We start from the raw sequence: 14,635 nt of genomic DNA on the forward strand, positions 1-14,635 counted from the left end.
AATGCAGGGCGTTTGCCATGTCGGGTGTGGGCCGTCGTGGACGCCACGGCCGGGCGCGCGGGATTACGCGACCCCGAAAATCTCATCGAGCCGTGTCATATCCGCCGGTACGGGACGACAAACGTCTCGCCAGTCGAACCATCATTCATCAGCCGATTCGTCGTAGCACTTGTCAGGGAGACGCCTTTCGATCACCTGGTCGATTGATTGGACGAGGTCTTGATGTCAGCTGGCAGTTCATGACCCACGCTCAGGAAACCCGTGCATGCGACACGGGCGCTTCCCGACGTCCTTTCTTGACAGGAGAACCCGGATGAACCCGATTCGCAAGCTCATGCTGTGTGGCGCCGTTCCGTTCCTGCTCGTCGCCGGTGCGGCACAGGCAGACGGTGGCGGCATTGGTCGCAGCGGCACCTACATGTCGCATACCAGCGACTGGACCATGATGATGATGGACAAGCTCACACCCGAGCAACGCACTCAGGCCATCGGCATTCAGCAAAAAATGATGGCGATGGAAATGGAGCACAACGAAGCAATGGCGAAGCTGCAAATGCAGCATGACAAGGCCATGATGGCCTTGCAGAGCCAGTTGCTCGAACTCTACAAGGGGCACTAAGTGTGGCGAGCCCGGTGTCGAACGCCGGGCTCGTCCATTTGACATGAGACGCTTCTTGTCGCTTCCTCCGCACGCCAGCCGTGAGTCCGGCGCGCTGAATGACCTGTCACGTTGCGCGATGGAACTGGCGGATCACGAGCAAGAGGATCACGGCACCGATGAGCGCGATGACGATCGAACCGAGCATCCCGCTGAAGCCGATACCGAGCAACCCGGCGAGCCAACCGCCGATCACCGCGCCCACGATGCCGACAACGATGTCGATGACCAGGCCGAAACCTCCGCCCTTGACGAGTACGCCCGCGAGCCAGCCGGCGATGGCGCCGATGATCAGCCATACGATCAAGCCATGCATATCCATGTACGATCTTCCCCTTGGATTGGCGAAATTGTTGTAAATCCGGTGGTCATGTCATGACCGGTGGCATCGCGTACGCGGCGCAACACCGGCCGTTCCGAAGAACGTCGACCGGCGTCGTCGTGACGCATTCATTGCGACGCGGCCGTTGCCGCGCTTGCCGCCTTGGCTTTCTTTGCTGCGTGGTGATGGCCGATTGCGCAACCCGCAGCGGCACCCATCGCCCCGTGGTGTCCTGCGACATGGCCGGCGACTCCGCCCACGGCCGCGCCTTTCAGGCATCCTGCTGCATGTCCCGGGATCGAAGCGGTCAGCAACGCGATGCAGGCTGCCGAAATGGAAAGGAATTTCATTGGTCATCTCCCTAAGAGGTCAGTTCAAAAACCCCGTGAGGGGGCTGTTTACTTCCTCGGCGAGCTGTTAACCTTGGGCACCAGAACAACGGAAGCCCAAGGATGGAAGCGCCGATCATTGACGACGAACTGTGGATACTGATCGAACCATTGCTGCCGCCCGCGAAGCCTCGTGCGAAGAGCGATCCTGGTCGTCCGCGCGTTTGCGATCGTGCGGCGCTCAACGGCATCCTGTTCGTGTTCAAAACGGGAATCCGCTGGAACCACTTGCCGACTCGGCTGGGCTTCGGCTCGGGCGCAACTTGCTGGCGGCGATTGAACGACTGGCAAAAGGCTGGTGTATGGGACCAACTGCACGAGTTGCTGCTCGACAAGTTGCGTGCGGCCGGCCAGATCGATCTGTCATACGCTGCGGTCGATTCGTCGTCCGTGCGCGCCGTTGGGGCGGGCGAAAAACTGGCCCGAACCCCACGGATCGTGCGCGACCCGGTTCCAAGCACCACATCCTCGTAGACGCCAACGGCGTTCCCGTCGTCGCGATCCTGACCGGCGCGAACGCCAACGACGTCACGCAGTTGCTGCCGCTCGTTGATGCAATTCCGCCGATTCGCGGTGTCCGTGGCCGACCACTTCAGAAGCCCGGCGTCGTCTACGCCGATCGCGGCTACGATTCCACACGACACCGACGTGCGCTGCGTGAGCGCGGCATCAGGCCCGTGATCGCGAAGCGCCGGACCGAACACGGCAGCGGGCTCGGCAAGTATCGTTGGGTGGTCGAGCGTACGCACTCCTGGCTCCATAATTTCCGTCGTCTACGCACGCGCTTCGAGCGACGTGCCGACATTCACGAAGCATTCTTGAAACTTGGCTGCTCGCTCGTCTGCTGGAACGTCTTCAGGCGAGCTGAGCAAGGTTTTTGAACTGGCCTCTAAAAGCGAGTCGTATTGTTCGGCTTTATCGCGCGGACACGGTCAGAAGATATGCGTGATCAGATAGAACAGCAGCAGCAGCCCGACCGGCACGCCGAGCAGCCAGGCGATCAGGTATTTACCCATGTCGTCGTCCTGATGGCCGCGACGCCGTTGGCGCCGCGGCGGTTGTATTGAAGCGCTATCGCGTTACAGCTCGCGGTCGAATTCCTTCAACTGCTTCTCGGCTTCATCGCGGGCGATCCCGTAACGCTCCTGGATCTTGCCGGTCAGATACTCGCGATTGCCGTCGGCCACCTTCAGGTCGTCGTCGGTCAACTTGCCCCACTTGGCCTTCAGCTTGCCGGAGAGTTGCTTCCACTGGCCCTTGATCTTGTCCTCGTTCATCGTGTGCTCCTTGTCATGCAGGGATAAAAGCGCGGCGGTTGCCGCGCCGGGAGGTCAGGCCTTTGCCTTCAGGCCGGATGCGTCGACGTGCTTCACGCCCTTGACCGCGCGCGTGACGGCGATAGCCTTCTTCACGGCGACCTTCGTCGGCAGCACGCCGGTGAGCGTGACGACGCCGTCGACCGTCTTCACGCTGATGTCAGTGCTCTTCACGCCCTCCGTGGTCGCGAGTTCCCCTTTCACCTTGGTCGTGATCCACGTGTCGGTGACAGGCTGGTTCGATTCGGCCGTCATGCCGCTGTCGGTAGACGAGGCCTGTGCCTGTGCGTTCGTGAGCGGTGCGGCGCAAAGCAGGAAAGCCGCACTGGCGGCGAGCAGCGTCGAAAGGTGCGAGGTCTTGTTCATTGATGTTCTCCTTCGATTGGCGTGGTGAATGGATTGACCACTGAGCACGGCGCGTGCCCGGATCAATGGGCGATCGGCGTGTCGTAGCCGGGCTCGCGCGGCGGCATGTCCGGGCGCGGCACGTCGGGCGGCAGCGGAACCGGCGGATCGGTGCCGGGCGACGGTTCGGGCGGATTGTCCGGGGCCGGCTCCGGCCGCGTCGGATCGGGTGTCTGATGCAGCTTCATCGTGCTTCTCCTCTGCGGGTCGGAAGGCAGCGCATGAGCGCCGATGCAACACCAGCGTACCGATGCAAACTTGCACGGACATCACGCAAATTCACCTGATCGGCTAGTGCGTTTGCACGGGGCGTCGTGGAGGGAGAGGCGGGCCCGTTTGGGGCGGCGCGCGGAAGGCAGGCGCGGTGGATGCTTCCGGGATCGGCGGGACACCGCACGGTAGGGCAGGCCGTACGAATGTACTATGACGAATAGTGCATCCGCGCCTGTCGTGCACCGGTGCGGCACGCGATCATCGCCACACGCGCGGGCCGGCGCGTGTCGACGAAGCGGCAACCGGGCCGACGCTCATGCTGACGACATGGACAACCATTCGATGAACGAACAGGTAAACGAACAGGCGCTGAAGTCGCATACCGACCGGCGCCAACTGCACCAGATCATCGCGGGGCTCACCGAGGGCGTGATCCTGATCGAGCCCGACCAGCGGATCGTCTGGGCGAACGAAGCCGCGCTCGCGATGCATGGCGTGACCGAGCTGACGGCGCTCGGCGCGACCGTCACCGACTACCGCGAGCGCTTCCGGCTGCGCTACCGGAACAACCACCCGGTGCGTGACGGCCACTATCCGATGGATCGCGTGATCGCGGGCGAGGAGTTCAGCGACGTGACGGTCGAAGTCGAATCGGCCGCCGACGAAACCGTGAGCTGGGTTCACCGCATTCGCAGCCTCGTGCTGACGAATGCGGCCGGCGAGCCCGACTGCCTCGCGCTCGTGCTGCACGACGCGACCGAATGGGCGAGCGCCGAGGAGCGTTTCGAGCGCACCTTCAATGCGAACCCGGCGCCGGCCGTGATCTGCCGGCTCGACGACCTGCGCTACGTGAAGGTCAACCAGGGCTTTCTCGACATGACCGGCTACGCGAGTGAAGACGTGCTCGGCCGCTCGGTGTACGAGATCGACGTGCTCGACCAGGCCGACCGGCGCGACCTCGCGATCGAGCGGCTCGGCGAAGGCGCGACGATCCCGCAGATGGAGGCCGTGCTGAAGCTCGCGGACGGCAGCACGAAGGCCGTGGTGGTCGCCGGGCAGCCGATCGACATGAACGACGAGGCGTGCATGCTGTTCACGTTCATGGATCTCGAGCCGCGCAAGCAGGCCGAGCGCGCGCTGCGGCAGAGCGAGGAACGCTTTGCGACGGCGTTCCGGATGGCACCGGTCGCCACCGCGATCGTCACGGCAGACCGCTTCGAATTGCTCGACGTGAACGACGCGTTCGCCGCGATGACGGGCCACGCGCAGGACGACCTGCTCGGCAAATCCGCGGACGAGATCGGGCTGTGGGCCGAACGCGGCGCGTGGCAGCGCATCGAAGGCCGGCTCGCACGCGACGGCAACGTGCGCAACGCCGACGTGCAGATCCGCACGCGCGAAGGCGACGTGCGCGATTGCGTCGTGTCGGCCGATCCCGTCGCGATTCACGGGCGCGACTGCCTGCTCGTCGCGCTGCTCGACATCAGCGATCGCAAGCGCACGGAGATGGAGCTCGTCTACGCGATCGAAACGGCGATGCAGGATGCGTCGTGGTTCAGCCGCACGCTGATCGAAAAGCTCGCGAACGTGCGGCGCGCGAATGCGCCGGATGCGGGCGCGCAGCTGTCGGACCTGACCGCGCGCGAGCGCGACGTGTTCGACCTGCTGTGCCATGGTCTCGCCGACAAGGAAATCGCCGGCCGCCTCGGGCTTGCGCCGAACACCGTGCGCAATCACGTCGCGACGATCTACGCGAAGCTCGACGTGCACAGCCGCGGCGAGGCGATCGTCTGGGCGCGCGAACGCGGGATCGTCGGTGCGGCCGAAGCGAACGGCGTGCGTGGCGAGAAGGGCGGCGCGAAGGACAAGGACTGACGCCGCCGGTACGAATGCACCAGAGGCGCTGGTGCATTCGCATCTGCCGCGCGCGGCGCCCGCTTGCGATCCTGTCCACTCGGCGGTGCGGCGCAGGCCGTTGCATCGTCGGCTCTCCCCCACCATCGCAGGAGACGACCATGGACAGGAATCGCATCGAAGGTAAGCTCAAACAAGTCAAGGGTTCGGTCAAGGAAGCGCTCGGCAAGGTCACGGGCGACCGCGAGACGGAAGCGGAAGGCGTCGCTGAACAAGAGGCCGGCAGGATGCAGGAGCAGGCCGGCGAGGCGGCCGATGCGGTGCGCAAGCAGACGGGCACCGATCGGCACTGACCGATGACGCGGCGCCGTGGGCGTCGCGATGGCCGGCCGGGCGTCATTGCAACGATGATGCGCCGCCGGCATGACCACGGCCGGCCTTGATGGCCGGGCGCCGGCGCGGCATTCCACGGTAGCGATTTACCCGCGGCCCGCCGTTGCGCGGGCCGCGGGCCGCCCGCGAACGCGGAACTTGATGACAAATCCTCACAACATAGTTCCGATATTTCGTTTGCTGCACGGGTATTGGCTACCCACAATCCATTCACCTCTTTCGCGATGAAAGGCTCTTCGGAGACGGAGCCGCGGCGATCGACCGGCCGGCAGGGGCGTTGCATGATGCTCCGCAGGCGGACGACATGACCGGCACGCGGGAGGTTGCCGACGCGCGGCAGTCGCGCGTTGCATCCCGGCCCCCAGGACAAGGATTGTCATGACGTTCCGCATTCGTTCGCTTTCCGGCGTCGCATTGACCGCCGCGATCCTCGCGCTCCAGACGGGCGCGGTTCACGCGCAGGAGACGGTCGTCAAGGTCGGCGTGGCCGGCCCGCTGACGGGCGGCGGCGCCGCCTACGGCAAGGACATCGAGAACGGCGTGCGCATGGCCGTCGACGAAGCGAATGCCGCGCATACGACGGTGGGCGGCAAGCCCGTGAAGTTCGTCGTCGCGTCGCAGGACGACCAGAGCGATCCGCGCACCGGCGTGCAGGCCGCGCAGCAGCTCGCCGATGCGCAGGTGGCCGTCGTGATCGGCCACTTCAACTCGGGCACGACGCTGCCCGCGTCGAAGATCTACGCGAAGGCCGGCATTCCGATGATCACGCCGTCGGCGACCAATCCCGACATCACGCGCGCCGGGCTCGGCACCGTGTACCGCGTGATCGCAACCGACACGCAGAACGCCGGCAACGCGGGCGCCTATGCGGCGAGCGTGACCAAGGCGAAGCGCATCGCGATCATCGACGATCGCACCGCGTTCGGCCAGGGCGAAGCCGACGAATTCGAGAAGTCGGTGAAGGTGAACGGCGGCACGATCGTCGCGCGCGAATTCACGAACGACAAGGCGGTGGACTTCAGCGCGCAGCTCACGAAGATCAAGAGCACCAACGCCGATCTCGTGTTCTTCGGCGGGCTCGACGCACAGGCCGCGATGCTCGTGAAGCGCATGCGCCAGCTCGGCATCCGCGCGCAGTTCCTCGCGGGCGGCGGCGTGATGAACGCGAACTTCATCAAGCTGGCCGGCAATGCGGCGGAAGGCGCGTCCGTGTGGGAATACGGGCAGCCGCTGGCGCGTCTCGCGAAGGGCAAGGCGTTCGAAACGAAATTCAAGCAGAAGTACGGCATCGACATGCTCGCGTACGCGCCGTTCGCGTACGACGCGACGTGGATCGCGATCAACGCGATGCAGAAGGCGAACTCGACGAAGCCGGCCGATTTCAACGGCGCGCTGAAGGGCACGCGCTTCGACGGCATCACGGGCACGATCGCGTTCACGAACACGGGCGACCTGAAGAACCCGAGCTCGACGCTGTATGAGGTGAAGAACGCCGCGTGGCAGCCCGTCACGACGAAATCGGCGGATTGAACACAACCCGCGCGCGGACTTTCGCGGCGATGCCGGACGTGCTGAAATGCCATCAGCGATCGGTGGCAGCCGCACCGGTCTGCCCACGCGACGCCGCGCGTGACGCGGCACGAACAACCCACGGGCGGGGCCGGCTGGCCGCGCCCAATCTGTGCAACTGGAGTCAGTCGTGAGTTCTCAAGTCGTCATCGTCGGCGGTGGTGTGATCGGCAGCTCGATCGCCTATTTCCTGCGCGCCACCGATCCCACGGTTTCCGTGACCGTGATCGAGCGCGACCCCACCTATGCGCGATCGTCGTCGGCGTTGTCGGCCGCGTCGATTCGCCAGCAGTTCTCGACGCCGCTGTCGATCGAGATGTCGCTGTTCGGCATCGAGTTCCTGCGCACGATCGGTGAACGCCTCGAAGTGGATGGCCACCAGCCGTCGATCGACCTGCACGAAGGCGGCTACCTGTTCCTCGCGACGCCGGCCGGCGATGCGACGCTGCGCGAGAACCACGCGCTGCAGACGAGCCTCGGCGCGGACATCCGGCTGATGGATCGCGATGCGCTGCGCGCGAAGTTTCCGTGGCTGAACGTCGACGATCTCGTGTCGGGGGCGTACGGCGTGAGCGGCGAAGGCTGGTTCGACGGCTACGGGCTCGTGCAGGCGCTGCGCAAGAAGGCGCAGGCGCTCGGTGCGCGCTATGTGCCGTCGGATGTGAAGGAGGTGGTGCGTGACGGCCGCAAGGTGACGCACGTGGTCACGGCCGACGGCGAACGCTATGCGTGCGACACGCTCGTCAACGCGGCAGGCGCGTGGACCCGCACGCTGTCGTCGATGATGGGTATCGACATCCCCGTGTATGCGCGGCGCCGCAGCATCTTCAATGTGTCGTCGCCGGCGAAGCTCACGGATTGCCCGCTGCTGATCGACCCGACCGGCGTGTATTTCCGGCCGGAGGGGCGCACGTATATCTGCGGGACGTCGCCGAGCCCGGACCGCGACCCGGACGACCTGCCGCTCGACGAAGTCGACCACGACCTGTTCGACGAGGTGATCTGGCCGACGCTCGCGAACCGCGTGCCGGCGTTCGAGGCGCTGCGCGTGGAGAACTGCTGGTCCGGGTACTACGAGTACAACGTGTTCGACCACAACGCGATCATCGGGTATCACCCGGAACTCGACAACGTCGTGTTCGCGAACGGCTACAGCGGCCACGGGCTGCAGCAGGGGCCGGCGACGGGGCGCGGCGTCAGTGAACTCATTCTGGGCGGGCGTTACGACACGCTCGACCTGTCGACGCTCGGCTGGGCGCGGGTGCTGGAAAACCGGCCGATCGTCGAAAAGAACGTCGTGTAGCGCGGCGTAACCCGCCCGGTGTGGTGGGCGGGATTCTCCTTGTGTCTCAACTCATTGGCCCGACTGTGTCGGGCTTTTTTTGTTGCGCGTGCAATTACATTGCGCGTGTCAGCCGACGCCGTAGATCGCGTCGCGCAGATCGAGCGTGTACGGTCCGTTCATCCCTTCGTAAAGCGTGTTCGACAGCGACACGACGGTGAGCCCTTGTGCGCGGTCGACGAACCACGAATGACCGTAGACACCGCCCCAGCGCCACGTGCCCGGGGACTCCGGCGACAGCGCCGCGCGCGGGTCGCGCAACACGGAAAAACCGATCCCGTACCCCGCGCCGGGCAGGTCGGGCAACGCGAGGTTGCCGGTGTGGATGCGGCCCATCTCGTCGACCAGGTCGGCCGGCAGAATGGCGCCGCCACCCGCGCGCAACGTGTCCAGCACATTCAGCACGTCACCGGCGGTGCCGACCATCCCGGCGCCGCCTGATGCGAACGCATCCTGGTCGAGCGCGCGCGATGGCGAGTACGTCACGCCGACGGAGCCTTCGTAGATGGGCACGGCTTCGTTCTCGGCGAGCCGGTGCGGCCGCGGCGTGTCGTTGACGTAAGGCGTCGCGAGCCGCGCGGCGTCACGTGCGACGAATCCCGTGTCGCGCGTGCCGAGCGGGCGGAGCACGAGCGCATCGACCGCATCGGCGAGCGGTAGCCCGCTGACGGCCTCGATCACCGCGCCGACGACGTCGATGGAGAGCGAATAGTTCCAGCCGGTACCGGGTGCATACTGCAACGGCACGCTCGCGATCCTGCGCATGTTTTCGGCGAGCGTGATCGATGCGCCGTCGAGCCCGTCGGAGACGCCTGCGCGTGCATACGGGCCGGTCGCGTCGGCTTCCGCGTAGCGATAGCCGAGGCCGGCGGAATGCGTGAGCAGGTGGCGCACCTTGATTACCGGCACGCTGCCGTTACGCAGCGCCGGACGGAATTCGGGCAGCCAGCGCGTGACGTCGTCGTCGAGCGACAGCTTGCGCTGTGCGACGAGCGCCATGGCGGCTGCCGCGACGATCGGCTTCGTCACCGACGCGAGCCTGAACAGCGTGTCCTCCTGCATCGGCGTGCGGGCTTCGCGGTCGGCGAACCCGGCCGCGCGGCGATAGACGAGTTCGCCGTCGCGTGCGACCAGGACGACCACGCCGACGAGGCGTTGCGTGTCGAGTTGGCGGGACAGTACCGCATCGATGCGCTCGGCAAGCGCGGGATCGGCCGACGGCTGCCGTGATGATGCTCGGTTGGGGATCATCGAAGACTCTGTCGTGAAGGGGGAGCCGACATGGTAGGCGGCACGCGGCGGACGTGCCATTTATCCATACGTGGAACAGGGCTTCGCGGGCGTCGTGCGCTGCAACGGCCGGCATGGACGGCCACCGGGCGGACGATTCAGCCGGGGGCCGCGGCGGCGCCGTTGCAGAGCGGCGCGTCGGCCGGCGGCGGCGCCACGTCACACCTGCGCCGGGCAGCCGACAAAATATGCCCCAAGCGGCGCGCGGCCTTCGTTAGAATCTGCTTTCGTCGAGAAAATAACGCAATTGCATGGGTGCATCGCGGTATCGCATCACGGACACTGCTCGCCCAGATTCCATCGTTCATCTTTTACTGGAGGCGAGCATGCCAGGTTTACTTCCCGATGTTGACCGCGAGGGGCTCCTCGAATATTCGGTGGTGTACACCGATCGCTCGGTCAACCATATGTCGCAGCGCTTTCAGGGCGTCATGCGCGACATCTCCGGCACGCTGAAGAAGGTCTACAACGCGAAGTCCGTCGTGATCGTCCCCGGCAGCGGGACGTTCGGCATGGAAGCCGTCGCGCGGCAGTTCGCCACCAACAAGAAGTGCCTCGTCATCCGCAACGGCTGGTTCAGCTTCCGCTGGTCGCAGATTTTCGACATGGGCAACATTCCGTCCGAAACGACGGTGCTGAAGGCGCGCCCGGTCGAGGCGGGACGGCAGGCCGCCTATGCGCCGGCCCCGATCGACGAAGTGGTCGCCGCGATCAACGCGCACAAGCCGGATCTGGTCTTTGCGCCGCACGTCGAAACCGCGTCCGGGATGATGTTGCCCGACGGGTATCTGCGCGCGGTGTCCGATGCCGTGCATGCGGTCGGCGGCATGTTCGTGCTGGATTGCATCGCGTCCGGCACGGTGTGGGTCGACATGCAGGCGAGCGGCGTCGACATCCTGATCAGCGCGCCGCAGAAGGGCTGGAGCGCGTCGCCGTGCTGCGCGATGGTGATGCTCGGCGAGCTTGCTCGCGAACGCATCGATGGCACGACCAGTACCAGCTTCGCGTGCGATCTGCGCAAGTGGCTGCAGATCATGGAAGCCTATGAAGGCGGCGGGTTCGCTTACCACGCGACGATGCCTACGGACAGTCTTGCGACGCTGCGCGACGTGATGAAGGAAACCGAGGCGTACGGCTTCGACAAGGTGAAAGAGGAGCAGCTCGAGCTGGGCAAGCGGATTCGTGCGTTGCTGGCCGAGAAGGGTTTCCGCAGCGTGGCGGCCGAAGGCTTCGAGGCGCCGGGTGTCGTGGTCAGTTATACGGACGACGACGGGATTCGATCCGGGAAGAAGTTTGCCGACGTTGGGTTGCAGATCGCGGCCGGCGTGCCGCTGATGTGCGACGAGGGGGAGGATTTCAAGACCTTCCGTCTCGGACTGTTCGGCCTCGACAAGCTGCATGATGTCGATGGCGCGGTTGGGCGGTTCTCGGATGCGTTGAACCGGATTCTTTAAGGCGCTTCGCGGAGTGGGCGAGGCAGTGGACGGTGGGTATGTGCGACCGTGGTCTACTGTCTCGCTGGATTGATGGTCATGGTCTTGTCCGATGCGCGCGTTCGGGTTCATGGCTCGATGGACTCATGCGCAGCGAGGTCGGTCCATTGGCCTGTACGGTCAACCTGAAGGGTTCGCATGGCATACGTCGTTCGGCAGGAAGTCCCGTCGGTATCCGACTACATCGGCATTCGTCTTGCTGCGGGGCTGAGCAGAAAGTCGGAACAGGCCGCGACGATCGGGTTGAAGAATGGACTCTTTAGCGTCGTGGCTTACTGCGATGGTGTCCCGATCGGAATTGGCCGGGTAATCGGTGACGGCGGCTGTTTCTTCGAGATCGTCGATATCGCGGTGTTGCCCGCTCACCAGAAGAAAGGCGTAGGCGACCTGATCATGCGGGCACTCATGGGCTACGTTCACGAGCATGCGCCGCCGACCGCCTACGTCAGCCTGATGGCGGATCACGGGACACCGAAGTTCTACGAGCGCTACGGTTTTAAACCGTCGCTGCTGCCCGAGAAGGCGGGGATGTTTCTGCGCATTGCGTGACGTTGGGGCGTCGTAGTCCCTGTCGCGGTGCGCCCGCGCTAATTCACGCATTCGGGCACCACAGGGTCGTTGCTGCCCGTGTAGACGAATCCGTCGGATATCCATTGATTCGAGTCGAGTCGATACCAAAGCCGTGTGGCGCCCCAGTTGCCATTCACGGAATCGCCGTACTGGTGGCAAGCGAGCTGCACGGTGCGCCCATTCTCGAGCGAACCGACGACCGGCGCCGACAATGATGGCGCGCTGCGCAGATTCGCCGGACCCGGTGCCTGCACACGCGCGCTGACGGGCGTGGACGGATCGCCGGAATCCGCGCTCCCGTAGTTGACCAGCCATGCCTGCGGAGAGACGCGTCGCTGATTGCGAACCGCGTATCCGGAATACGGCGAAGTGCCTTCGAAGAATTGCCAGCCGCCGATCGTCATGCCATTGACGGACACGTCATTGCCATCCTTGCTCAATGAAAAGTGAACATGCGGCCCCGTCGTTTGTCCGCCGCACGGCAGGCCGTTTCCGACGCTGCCGAGATATTCCCCCTGACGGACCCGCGTACCGTTGTTCAGCGACGTCAGCTGGACCATGTGGTAATAAGTCGTCGCATAGCCATTGTCGTGAACCACCTTCACGATGGCGCTGCCGTCGCGCTCGCAGCTCTTGTAAAGATAGCCGTCTCGCGCCGCCAGCACGCGGCCGTTGCCGCCCGAGAAATCGAGGGAGTTATACGGCCTGCTTTGTCCGGACCAGCCGTGTGCACCGCCCGTCCAATACCACCCGGCATTCGGTTCCCACGGCAACGCAAGGCCCGGTTGCGGCAAGGCAGCCGATCGTGGCGCAAGCGATGCGCGTCTCGACGCCAGACTTTTCCGCTCGTCGGCCGCGAGCAACGTGGGGGGCGCCGCATCGAGCAATTCTCCGAACTGGCTGCTGCCCTCCACACCCGAGATCCATCGGCCATTCACGTTGCGCGCAATGAACAGCTTCGTGACGGGATCGCCGGATTCATCCTCGCGCAGGATTTGTGTCGCAGTGCCAAATACCCATCCGGAAGCGTCGTCGGTTTTTATTGCCTCGACCAGGCTGTCGTCCGACCGGGCCGGCAGTGTCAACGTCCTGGCCGATCGGGATGCGAGCGCCTGCCCGATCGAGCGTTGCAACGACGTCTCGATTGGCGCCGCATGCGCGATTTCGGCAAGGCTGGCTGTAATCAGCAGGATGCCAATGGAGTATTGAATCGAATTCGACGCAGAACGATCTAATAAATTGCGCATGGTTAAATGCACCGCGGAGAGGGTTTGCAAGAAGTTCATGGCAGCGCCGGCAAGCCTACATCATTCGCCAGTCATTGCAAGGAAAATGAAATGGATCTTGATGCGTTTTTAAATTGGCGGCTTCAGATGAAATTGTTGATGCGATAGTTTCAAAGTAATTTGACCACTCGGGAAACTGGAGCCGATTGATCTGGAGTCGCCGTACGGGGGGCTCAAAACACCATCCATGCCCAGCCTCGTGGCGAACCGCGTCGAGATCTGCTTGGATCGAAAAACGATTCAATAACTGTCGAATTGGATTGGATCGTTTATGAAAAAGAAACGATCGGGATAGGGTCTTGTTAATATAATTTACATCTTCCTGACAAATATAACAGTTTGTTTTCAATCGAATCGAGATTCAAATTGAGCCGCGACAAAATAAATCATTTCGATTGATGAATTTTCAGGAGGGGATGTGATGCATCGAATGCTGTTTGGCCGGCTGTTTGCCGGTGCGCTGGTGCTTGCGACGGCGATGCCTGCCCACGCGGAAAGCGCCACGGACGTTTCGCCCGTCTGCACGACGGTCCGGACCGAAACGAGCAAGAATGCGCTGTTGAGCCGGACCAGTTACTGCCAGAAAACCGAGCCGCTCGTCTATGTCGCGATAGACGGCCAGAACAATGAAATCGGCCGAGTGGCGATTGATGCCTATGCGTATTCCGACAATCCGTCGAACCAGCTCGCATGGCCGGTGACGTTCCGCTTCCGCACGCGCGTCCTGTCCGGCAATCCGCCCGGCCTGATGATCAAGCCGATCGTCGAATGCGGCTCCGATTGTACGGTTGCGGCCAATGCCGGCGTGCCGCTCGCCCTTGGCGGGCTGTCCAACGAGCTATCGGTGATGATCACGCCCAACATGGGATCCGGTAATCCGCTCAGGTTCAGTCCGACGCTCGAGTACCGGGTGGCCAAATCGGGAGACTCGTTCGAGAACGGCGCAAGCATGAATCCCTACGCGGGCGCCGGCTATATTCCCAACATTCGATGTGACGTCGCGCTCGTCAAGAGCAACTCGCAAGGATGCGTCTACGCGGACGCACCGGCCGTTCTGCGTACCATCGTCGCCACGAATCCCGACGTCGACGAATCCGCGATCCATATACGCGAGGCGCAAGCTGCCGGCCGTCCCGGCAAGTTCGTACCGATGGGGGATGGCACGATCTTTCCGGATACCTTTGCGTCCAAGCCGCTGACACGCACCCGCGACGCAGCACTCCGGCGGGCCAATCGGGACACGTCCAAACAGCAATGCGTCGCGAAATTCGGCGCGGTCACTGGCCAGTGCACGTTCACCGGTGATCCGGACGAAACGCCGTCCGATTGCGATTGCGACGAGTATCCGTTTGCCTCGACAGAGGAAGGCGCATCGAGGGATCCGGAAGTATCGGTCAAGCGTATCGATGCGAGTGATAATCGACGTGCGGGCGCTTTCCTCGGCAATTTCTATTTGAATCAGCGCGTGCTCGACCAGGAGCAGTTTTACGTCGATGTCGGTTCTCCGCAGCCTGCGGCAAAACGTTAAGCCACGG

The 14,635-nt window shown here is 63.8% G+C and carries 17 protein-coding genes; 10 read left to right on the top strand and 7 right to left on the bottom strand.

Annotation, left to right across the window (positions count from 1 at the left end):
• Nucleotides 1–313: 313 nt before the first annotated feature.
• Entirely contained in the window at nucleotides 314–619 is a 306-nt protein-coding gene (locus CFB50_RS20690; protein ID WP_089447058.1) for a hypothetical protein, read from the top strand.
• 106 nt (nucleotides 620–725) lie between these two features.
• Here the strand turns inward: CFB50_RS20690 and CFB50_RS20695 are convergent, their stop codons facing one another.
• Entirely contained in the window at nucleotides 726–980 is a 255-nt protein-coding gene (locus CFB50_RS20695; protein ID WP_069250742.1) for a GlsB/YeaQ/YmgE family stress response membrane protein, read from the bottom strand.
• A 128-nt stretch (nucleotides 981–1,108) separates the two neighbouring features.
• Complete coding sequence (locus CFB50_RS20700) at nucleotides 1,109–1,330, bottom strand: hypothetical protein (protein WP_083266045.1); 222 nt, start codon at nucleotides 1,328–1,330, stop codon at nucleotides 1,109–1,111.
• A 102-nt stretch (nucleotides 1,331–1,432) separates the two neighbouring features.
• Between CFB50_RS20700 and CFB50_RS40110 the strand changes: the two genes are divergently transcribed.
• Both CFB50_RS40110 and CFB50_RS40115 read left to right on the top strand, forming a co-directional pair.
• Entirely contained in the window at nucleotides 1,433–1,843 is a 411-nt protein-coding gene (locus tag CFB50_RS40110) for a transposase (protein WP_256978861.1), read from the top strand.
• Entirely contained in the window at nucleotides 1,735–2,250 is a 516-nt protein-coding gene (locus CFB50_RS40115; protein WP_256978984.1) for an IS5 family transposase, read from the top strand. The genes CFB50_RS40110 and CFB50_RS40115 overlap by 109 nt, the downstream gene beginning before the upstream one ends.
• Nucleotides 2,251–2,448: 198 nt before the next feature.
• Here CFB50_RS40115 and CFB50_RS20710 read toward each other — a convergent pair whose 3' ends face one another.
• The 3 genes from CFB50_RS20710 to CFB50_RS39570 form a co-directional block, all read right to left on the bottom strand.
• Nucleotides 2,449–2,646: a CsbD family protein gene (locus tag CFB50_RS20710; RefSeq protein WP_069250743.1), complete on the bottom strand. Its 198-nt coding sequence runs from the start codon at nucleotides 2,644–2,646 to the stop codon at nucleotides 2,449–2,451.
• Nucleotides 2,647–2,700: 54 nt separating this feature from the next.
• Nucleotides 2,701–3,051, bottom strand: coding sequence for a BON domain-containing protein (locus tag CFB50_RS20715; protein WP_069250744.1), 351 nt, complete (start codon nucleotides 3,049–3,051; stop codon nucleotides 2,701–2,703).
• A 62-nt stretch (nucleotides 3,052–3,113) separates the two neighbouring features.
• Nucleotides 3,114–3,278 (bottom strand): hypothetical protein, encoded by a 165-nt coding sequence (locus tag CFB50_RS39570; protein WP_174947367.1) that lies wholly within the window; start codon nucleotides 3,276–3,278, stop codon nucleotides 3,114–3,116.
• A 367-nt stretch (nucleotides 3,279–3,645) separates the two neighbouring features.
• On the opposite strand from CFB50_RS39570, the gene CFB50_RS20720 reads away from it, so the two are divergent.
• The 4 genes from CFB50_RS20720 (at nucleotide 3,646) to CFB50_RS20735 (ending at nucleotide 8,422) form a co-directional block, all read left to right on the top strand.
• Nucleotides 3,646–5,178: a helix-turn-helix transcriptional regulator gene (locus CFB50_RS20720; RefSeq protein ID WP_089448380.1), complete on the top strand. Its 1,533-nt coding sequence runs from the start codon at nucleotides 3,646–3,648 to the stop codon at nucleotides 5,176–5,178.
• Nucleotides 5,179–5,318: 140 nt separating this feature from the next.
• On the top strand, nucleotides 5,319–5,510 hold the full coding sequence (locus CFB50_RS20725) for a CsbD family protein (protein WP_069250745.1): 192 nt from the start codon (nucleotides 5,319–5,321) through the stop codon (nucleotides 5,508–5,510).
• A gap of 418 nt (nucleotides 5,511–5,928) precedes the next feature.
• Nucleotides 5,929–7,080: a branched-chain amino acid ABC transporter substrate-binding protein gene (locus tag CFB50_RS20730; RefSeq protein WP_069250746.1), complete on the top strand. Its 1,152-nt coding sequence runs from the start codon at nucleotides 5,929–5,931 to the stop codon at nucleotides 7,078–7,080.
• Between the two features lie 169 nt (nucleotides 7,081–7,249).
• Nucleotides 7,250–8,422, top strand: a complete 1,173-nt coding sequence (locus CFB50_RS20735) for an NAD(P)/FAD-dependent oxidoreductase (RefSeq protein WP_069250747.1) — start codon at nucleotides 7,250–7,252, stop codon at nucleotides 8,420–8,422.
• 108 nt (nucleotides 8,423–8,530) lie between these two features.
• On the opposite strand, the gene CFB50_RS20740 is transcribed toward CFB50_RS20735, so the two are convergent.
• Entirely contained in the window at nucleotides 8,531–9,712 is a 1,182-nt protein-coding gene (locus CFB50_RS20740; RefSeq protein ID WP_089447059.1) for a serine hydrolase domain-containing protein, read from the bottom strand.
• 365 nt (nucleotides 9,713–10,077) lie between these two features.
• Between CFB50_RS20740 and CFB50_RS20745 the strand changes: the two genes are divergently transcribed.
• Both CFB50_RS20745 and CFB50_RS20750 read left to right on the top strand, forming a co-directional pair.
• Nucleotides 10,078–11,205 (top strand): aminotransferase class V-fold PLP-dependent enzyme, encoded by a 1,128-nt coding sequence (locus CFB50_RS20745; RefSeq protein ID WP_089447060.1) that lies wholly within the window; start codon nucleotides 10,078–10,080, stop codon nucleotides 11,203–11,205.
• 177 nt (nucleotides 11,206–11,382) lie between these two features.
• A complete protein-coding gene (locus CFB50_RS20750; RefSeq protein ID WP_089447061.1) occupies nucleotides 11,383–11,793 on the top strand; it encodes a GNAT family N-acetyltransferase in 411 nt (136 codons plus the stop codon).
• Between the two features lie 38 nt (nucleotides 11,794–11,831).
• Here the strand turns inward: CFB50_RS20750 and CFB50_RS20755 are convergent, their stop codons facing one another.
• Nucleotides 11,832–13,061: a peptidoglycan DD-metalloendopeptidase family protein gene (locus CFB50_RS20755; RefSeq protein ID WP_089447062.1), complete on the bottom strand. Its 1,230-nt coding sequence runs from the start codon at nucleotides 13,059–13,061 to the stop codon at nucleotides 11,832–11,834.
• A gap of 460 nt (nucleotides 13,062–13,521) precedes the next feature.
• Here CFB50_RS20755 and CFB50_RS20760 point away from each other — a divergent pair, with 460 nt between their 5' ends.
• Entirely contained in the window at nucleotides 13,522–14,628 is a 1,107-nt protein-coding gene (locus tag CFB50_RS20760; RefSeq protein WP_231937886.1) for a NucA/NucB deoxyribonuclease domain-containing protein, read from the top strand.
• The last annotated feature ends 7 nt before the right edge of the window (nucleotides 14,629–14,635 follow it).

The sequence above is a fragment of the Burkholderia sp. AU33423 genome (assembly GCF_002223135.1).
GTDB classification, from domain to species: Bacteria; Pseudomonadota; Gammaproteobacteria; order Burkholderiales; family Burkholderiaceae; genus Burkholderia; species Burkholderia lata_D.

What these genes read in the sequence shown, in the direction of transcription:
- CFB50_RS20690 (WP_089447058.1), top strand. Translation starts at nt 314, where the DNA reads ATGAACCCGATTCGCAAGCTCATGCTGTGTGGCGCCGTTCCGTTCCTG.
- CFB50_RS20695 (WP_069250742.1), bottom strand. Translation starts at nt 980, where the DNA reads ATGGATATGCATGGCTTGATCGTATGGCTGATCATCGGCGCCATCGCC.
- CFB50_RS20700 (WP_083266045.1), bottom strand. Translation starts at nt 1,330, where the DNA reads ATGAAATTCCTTTCCATTTCGGCAGCCTGCATCGCGTTGCTGACCGCT.
- CFB50_RS40110 (WP_256978861.1), top strand. Translation starts at nt 1,433, where the DNA reads ATGGAAGCGCCGATCATTGACGACGAACTGTGGATACTGATCGAACCA.
- CFB50_RS20710 (WP_069250743.1), bottom strand. Translation starts at nt 2,646, where the DNA reads ATGAACGAGGACAAGATCAAGGGCCAGTGGAAGCAACTCTCCGGCAAG.
- CFB50_RS20715 (WP_069250744.1), bottom strand. Translation starts at nt 3,051, where the DNA reads ATGAACAAGACCTCGCACCTTTCGACGCTGCTCGCCGCCAGTGCGGCT.
- CFB50_RS39570 (WP_174947367.1), bottom strand. Translation starts at nt 3,278, where the DNA reads ATGAAGCTGCATCAGACACCCGATCCGACGCGGCCGGAGCCGGCCCCG.
- CFB50_RS20720 (WP_089448380.1), top strand. Translation starts at nt 3,646, where the DNA reads ATGAACGAACAGGTAAACGAACAGGCGCTGAAGTCGCATACCGACCGG.
- CFB50_RS20725 (WP_069250745.1), top strand. Translation starts at nt 5,319, where the DNA reads ATGGACAGGAATCGCATCGAAGGTAAGCTCAAACAAGTCAAGGGTTCG.
- CFB50_RS20730 (WP_069250746.1), top strand. Translation starts at nt 5,929, where the DNA reads ATGACGTTCCGCATTCGTTCGCTTTCCGGCGTCGCATTGACCGCCGCG.
- CFB50_RS20740 (WP_089447059.1), bottom strand. Translation starts at nt 9,712, where the DNA reads ATGATCCCCAACCGAGCATCATCACGGCAGCCGTCGGCCGATCCCGCG.
- CFB50_RS20745 (WP_089447060.1), top strand. Translation starts at nt 10,078, where the DNA reads ATGCCAGGTTTACTTCCCGATGTTGACCGCGAGGGGCTCCTCGAATAT.
- CFB50_RS20750 (WP_089447061.1), top strand. Translation starts at nt 11,383, where the DNA reads ATGGCATACGTCGTTCGGCAGGAAGTCCCGTCGGTATCCGACTACATC.
- CFB50_RS20755 (WP_089447062.1), bottom strand. Translation starts at nt 13,061, where the DNA reads ATGCGCAATTTATTAGATCGTTCTGCGTCGAATTCGATTCAATACTCC.
- CFB50_RS20760 (WP_231937886.1), top strand. Translation starts at nt 13,522, where the DNA reads ATGCATCGAATGCTGTTTGGCCGGCTGTTTGCCGGTGCGCTGGTGCTT.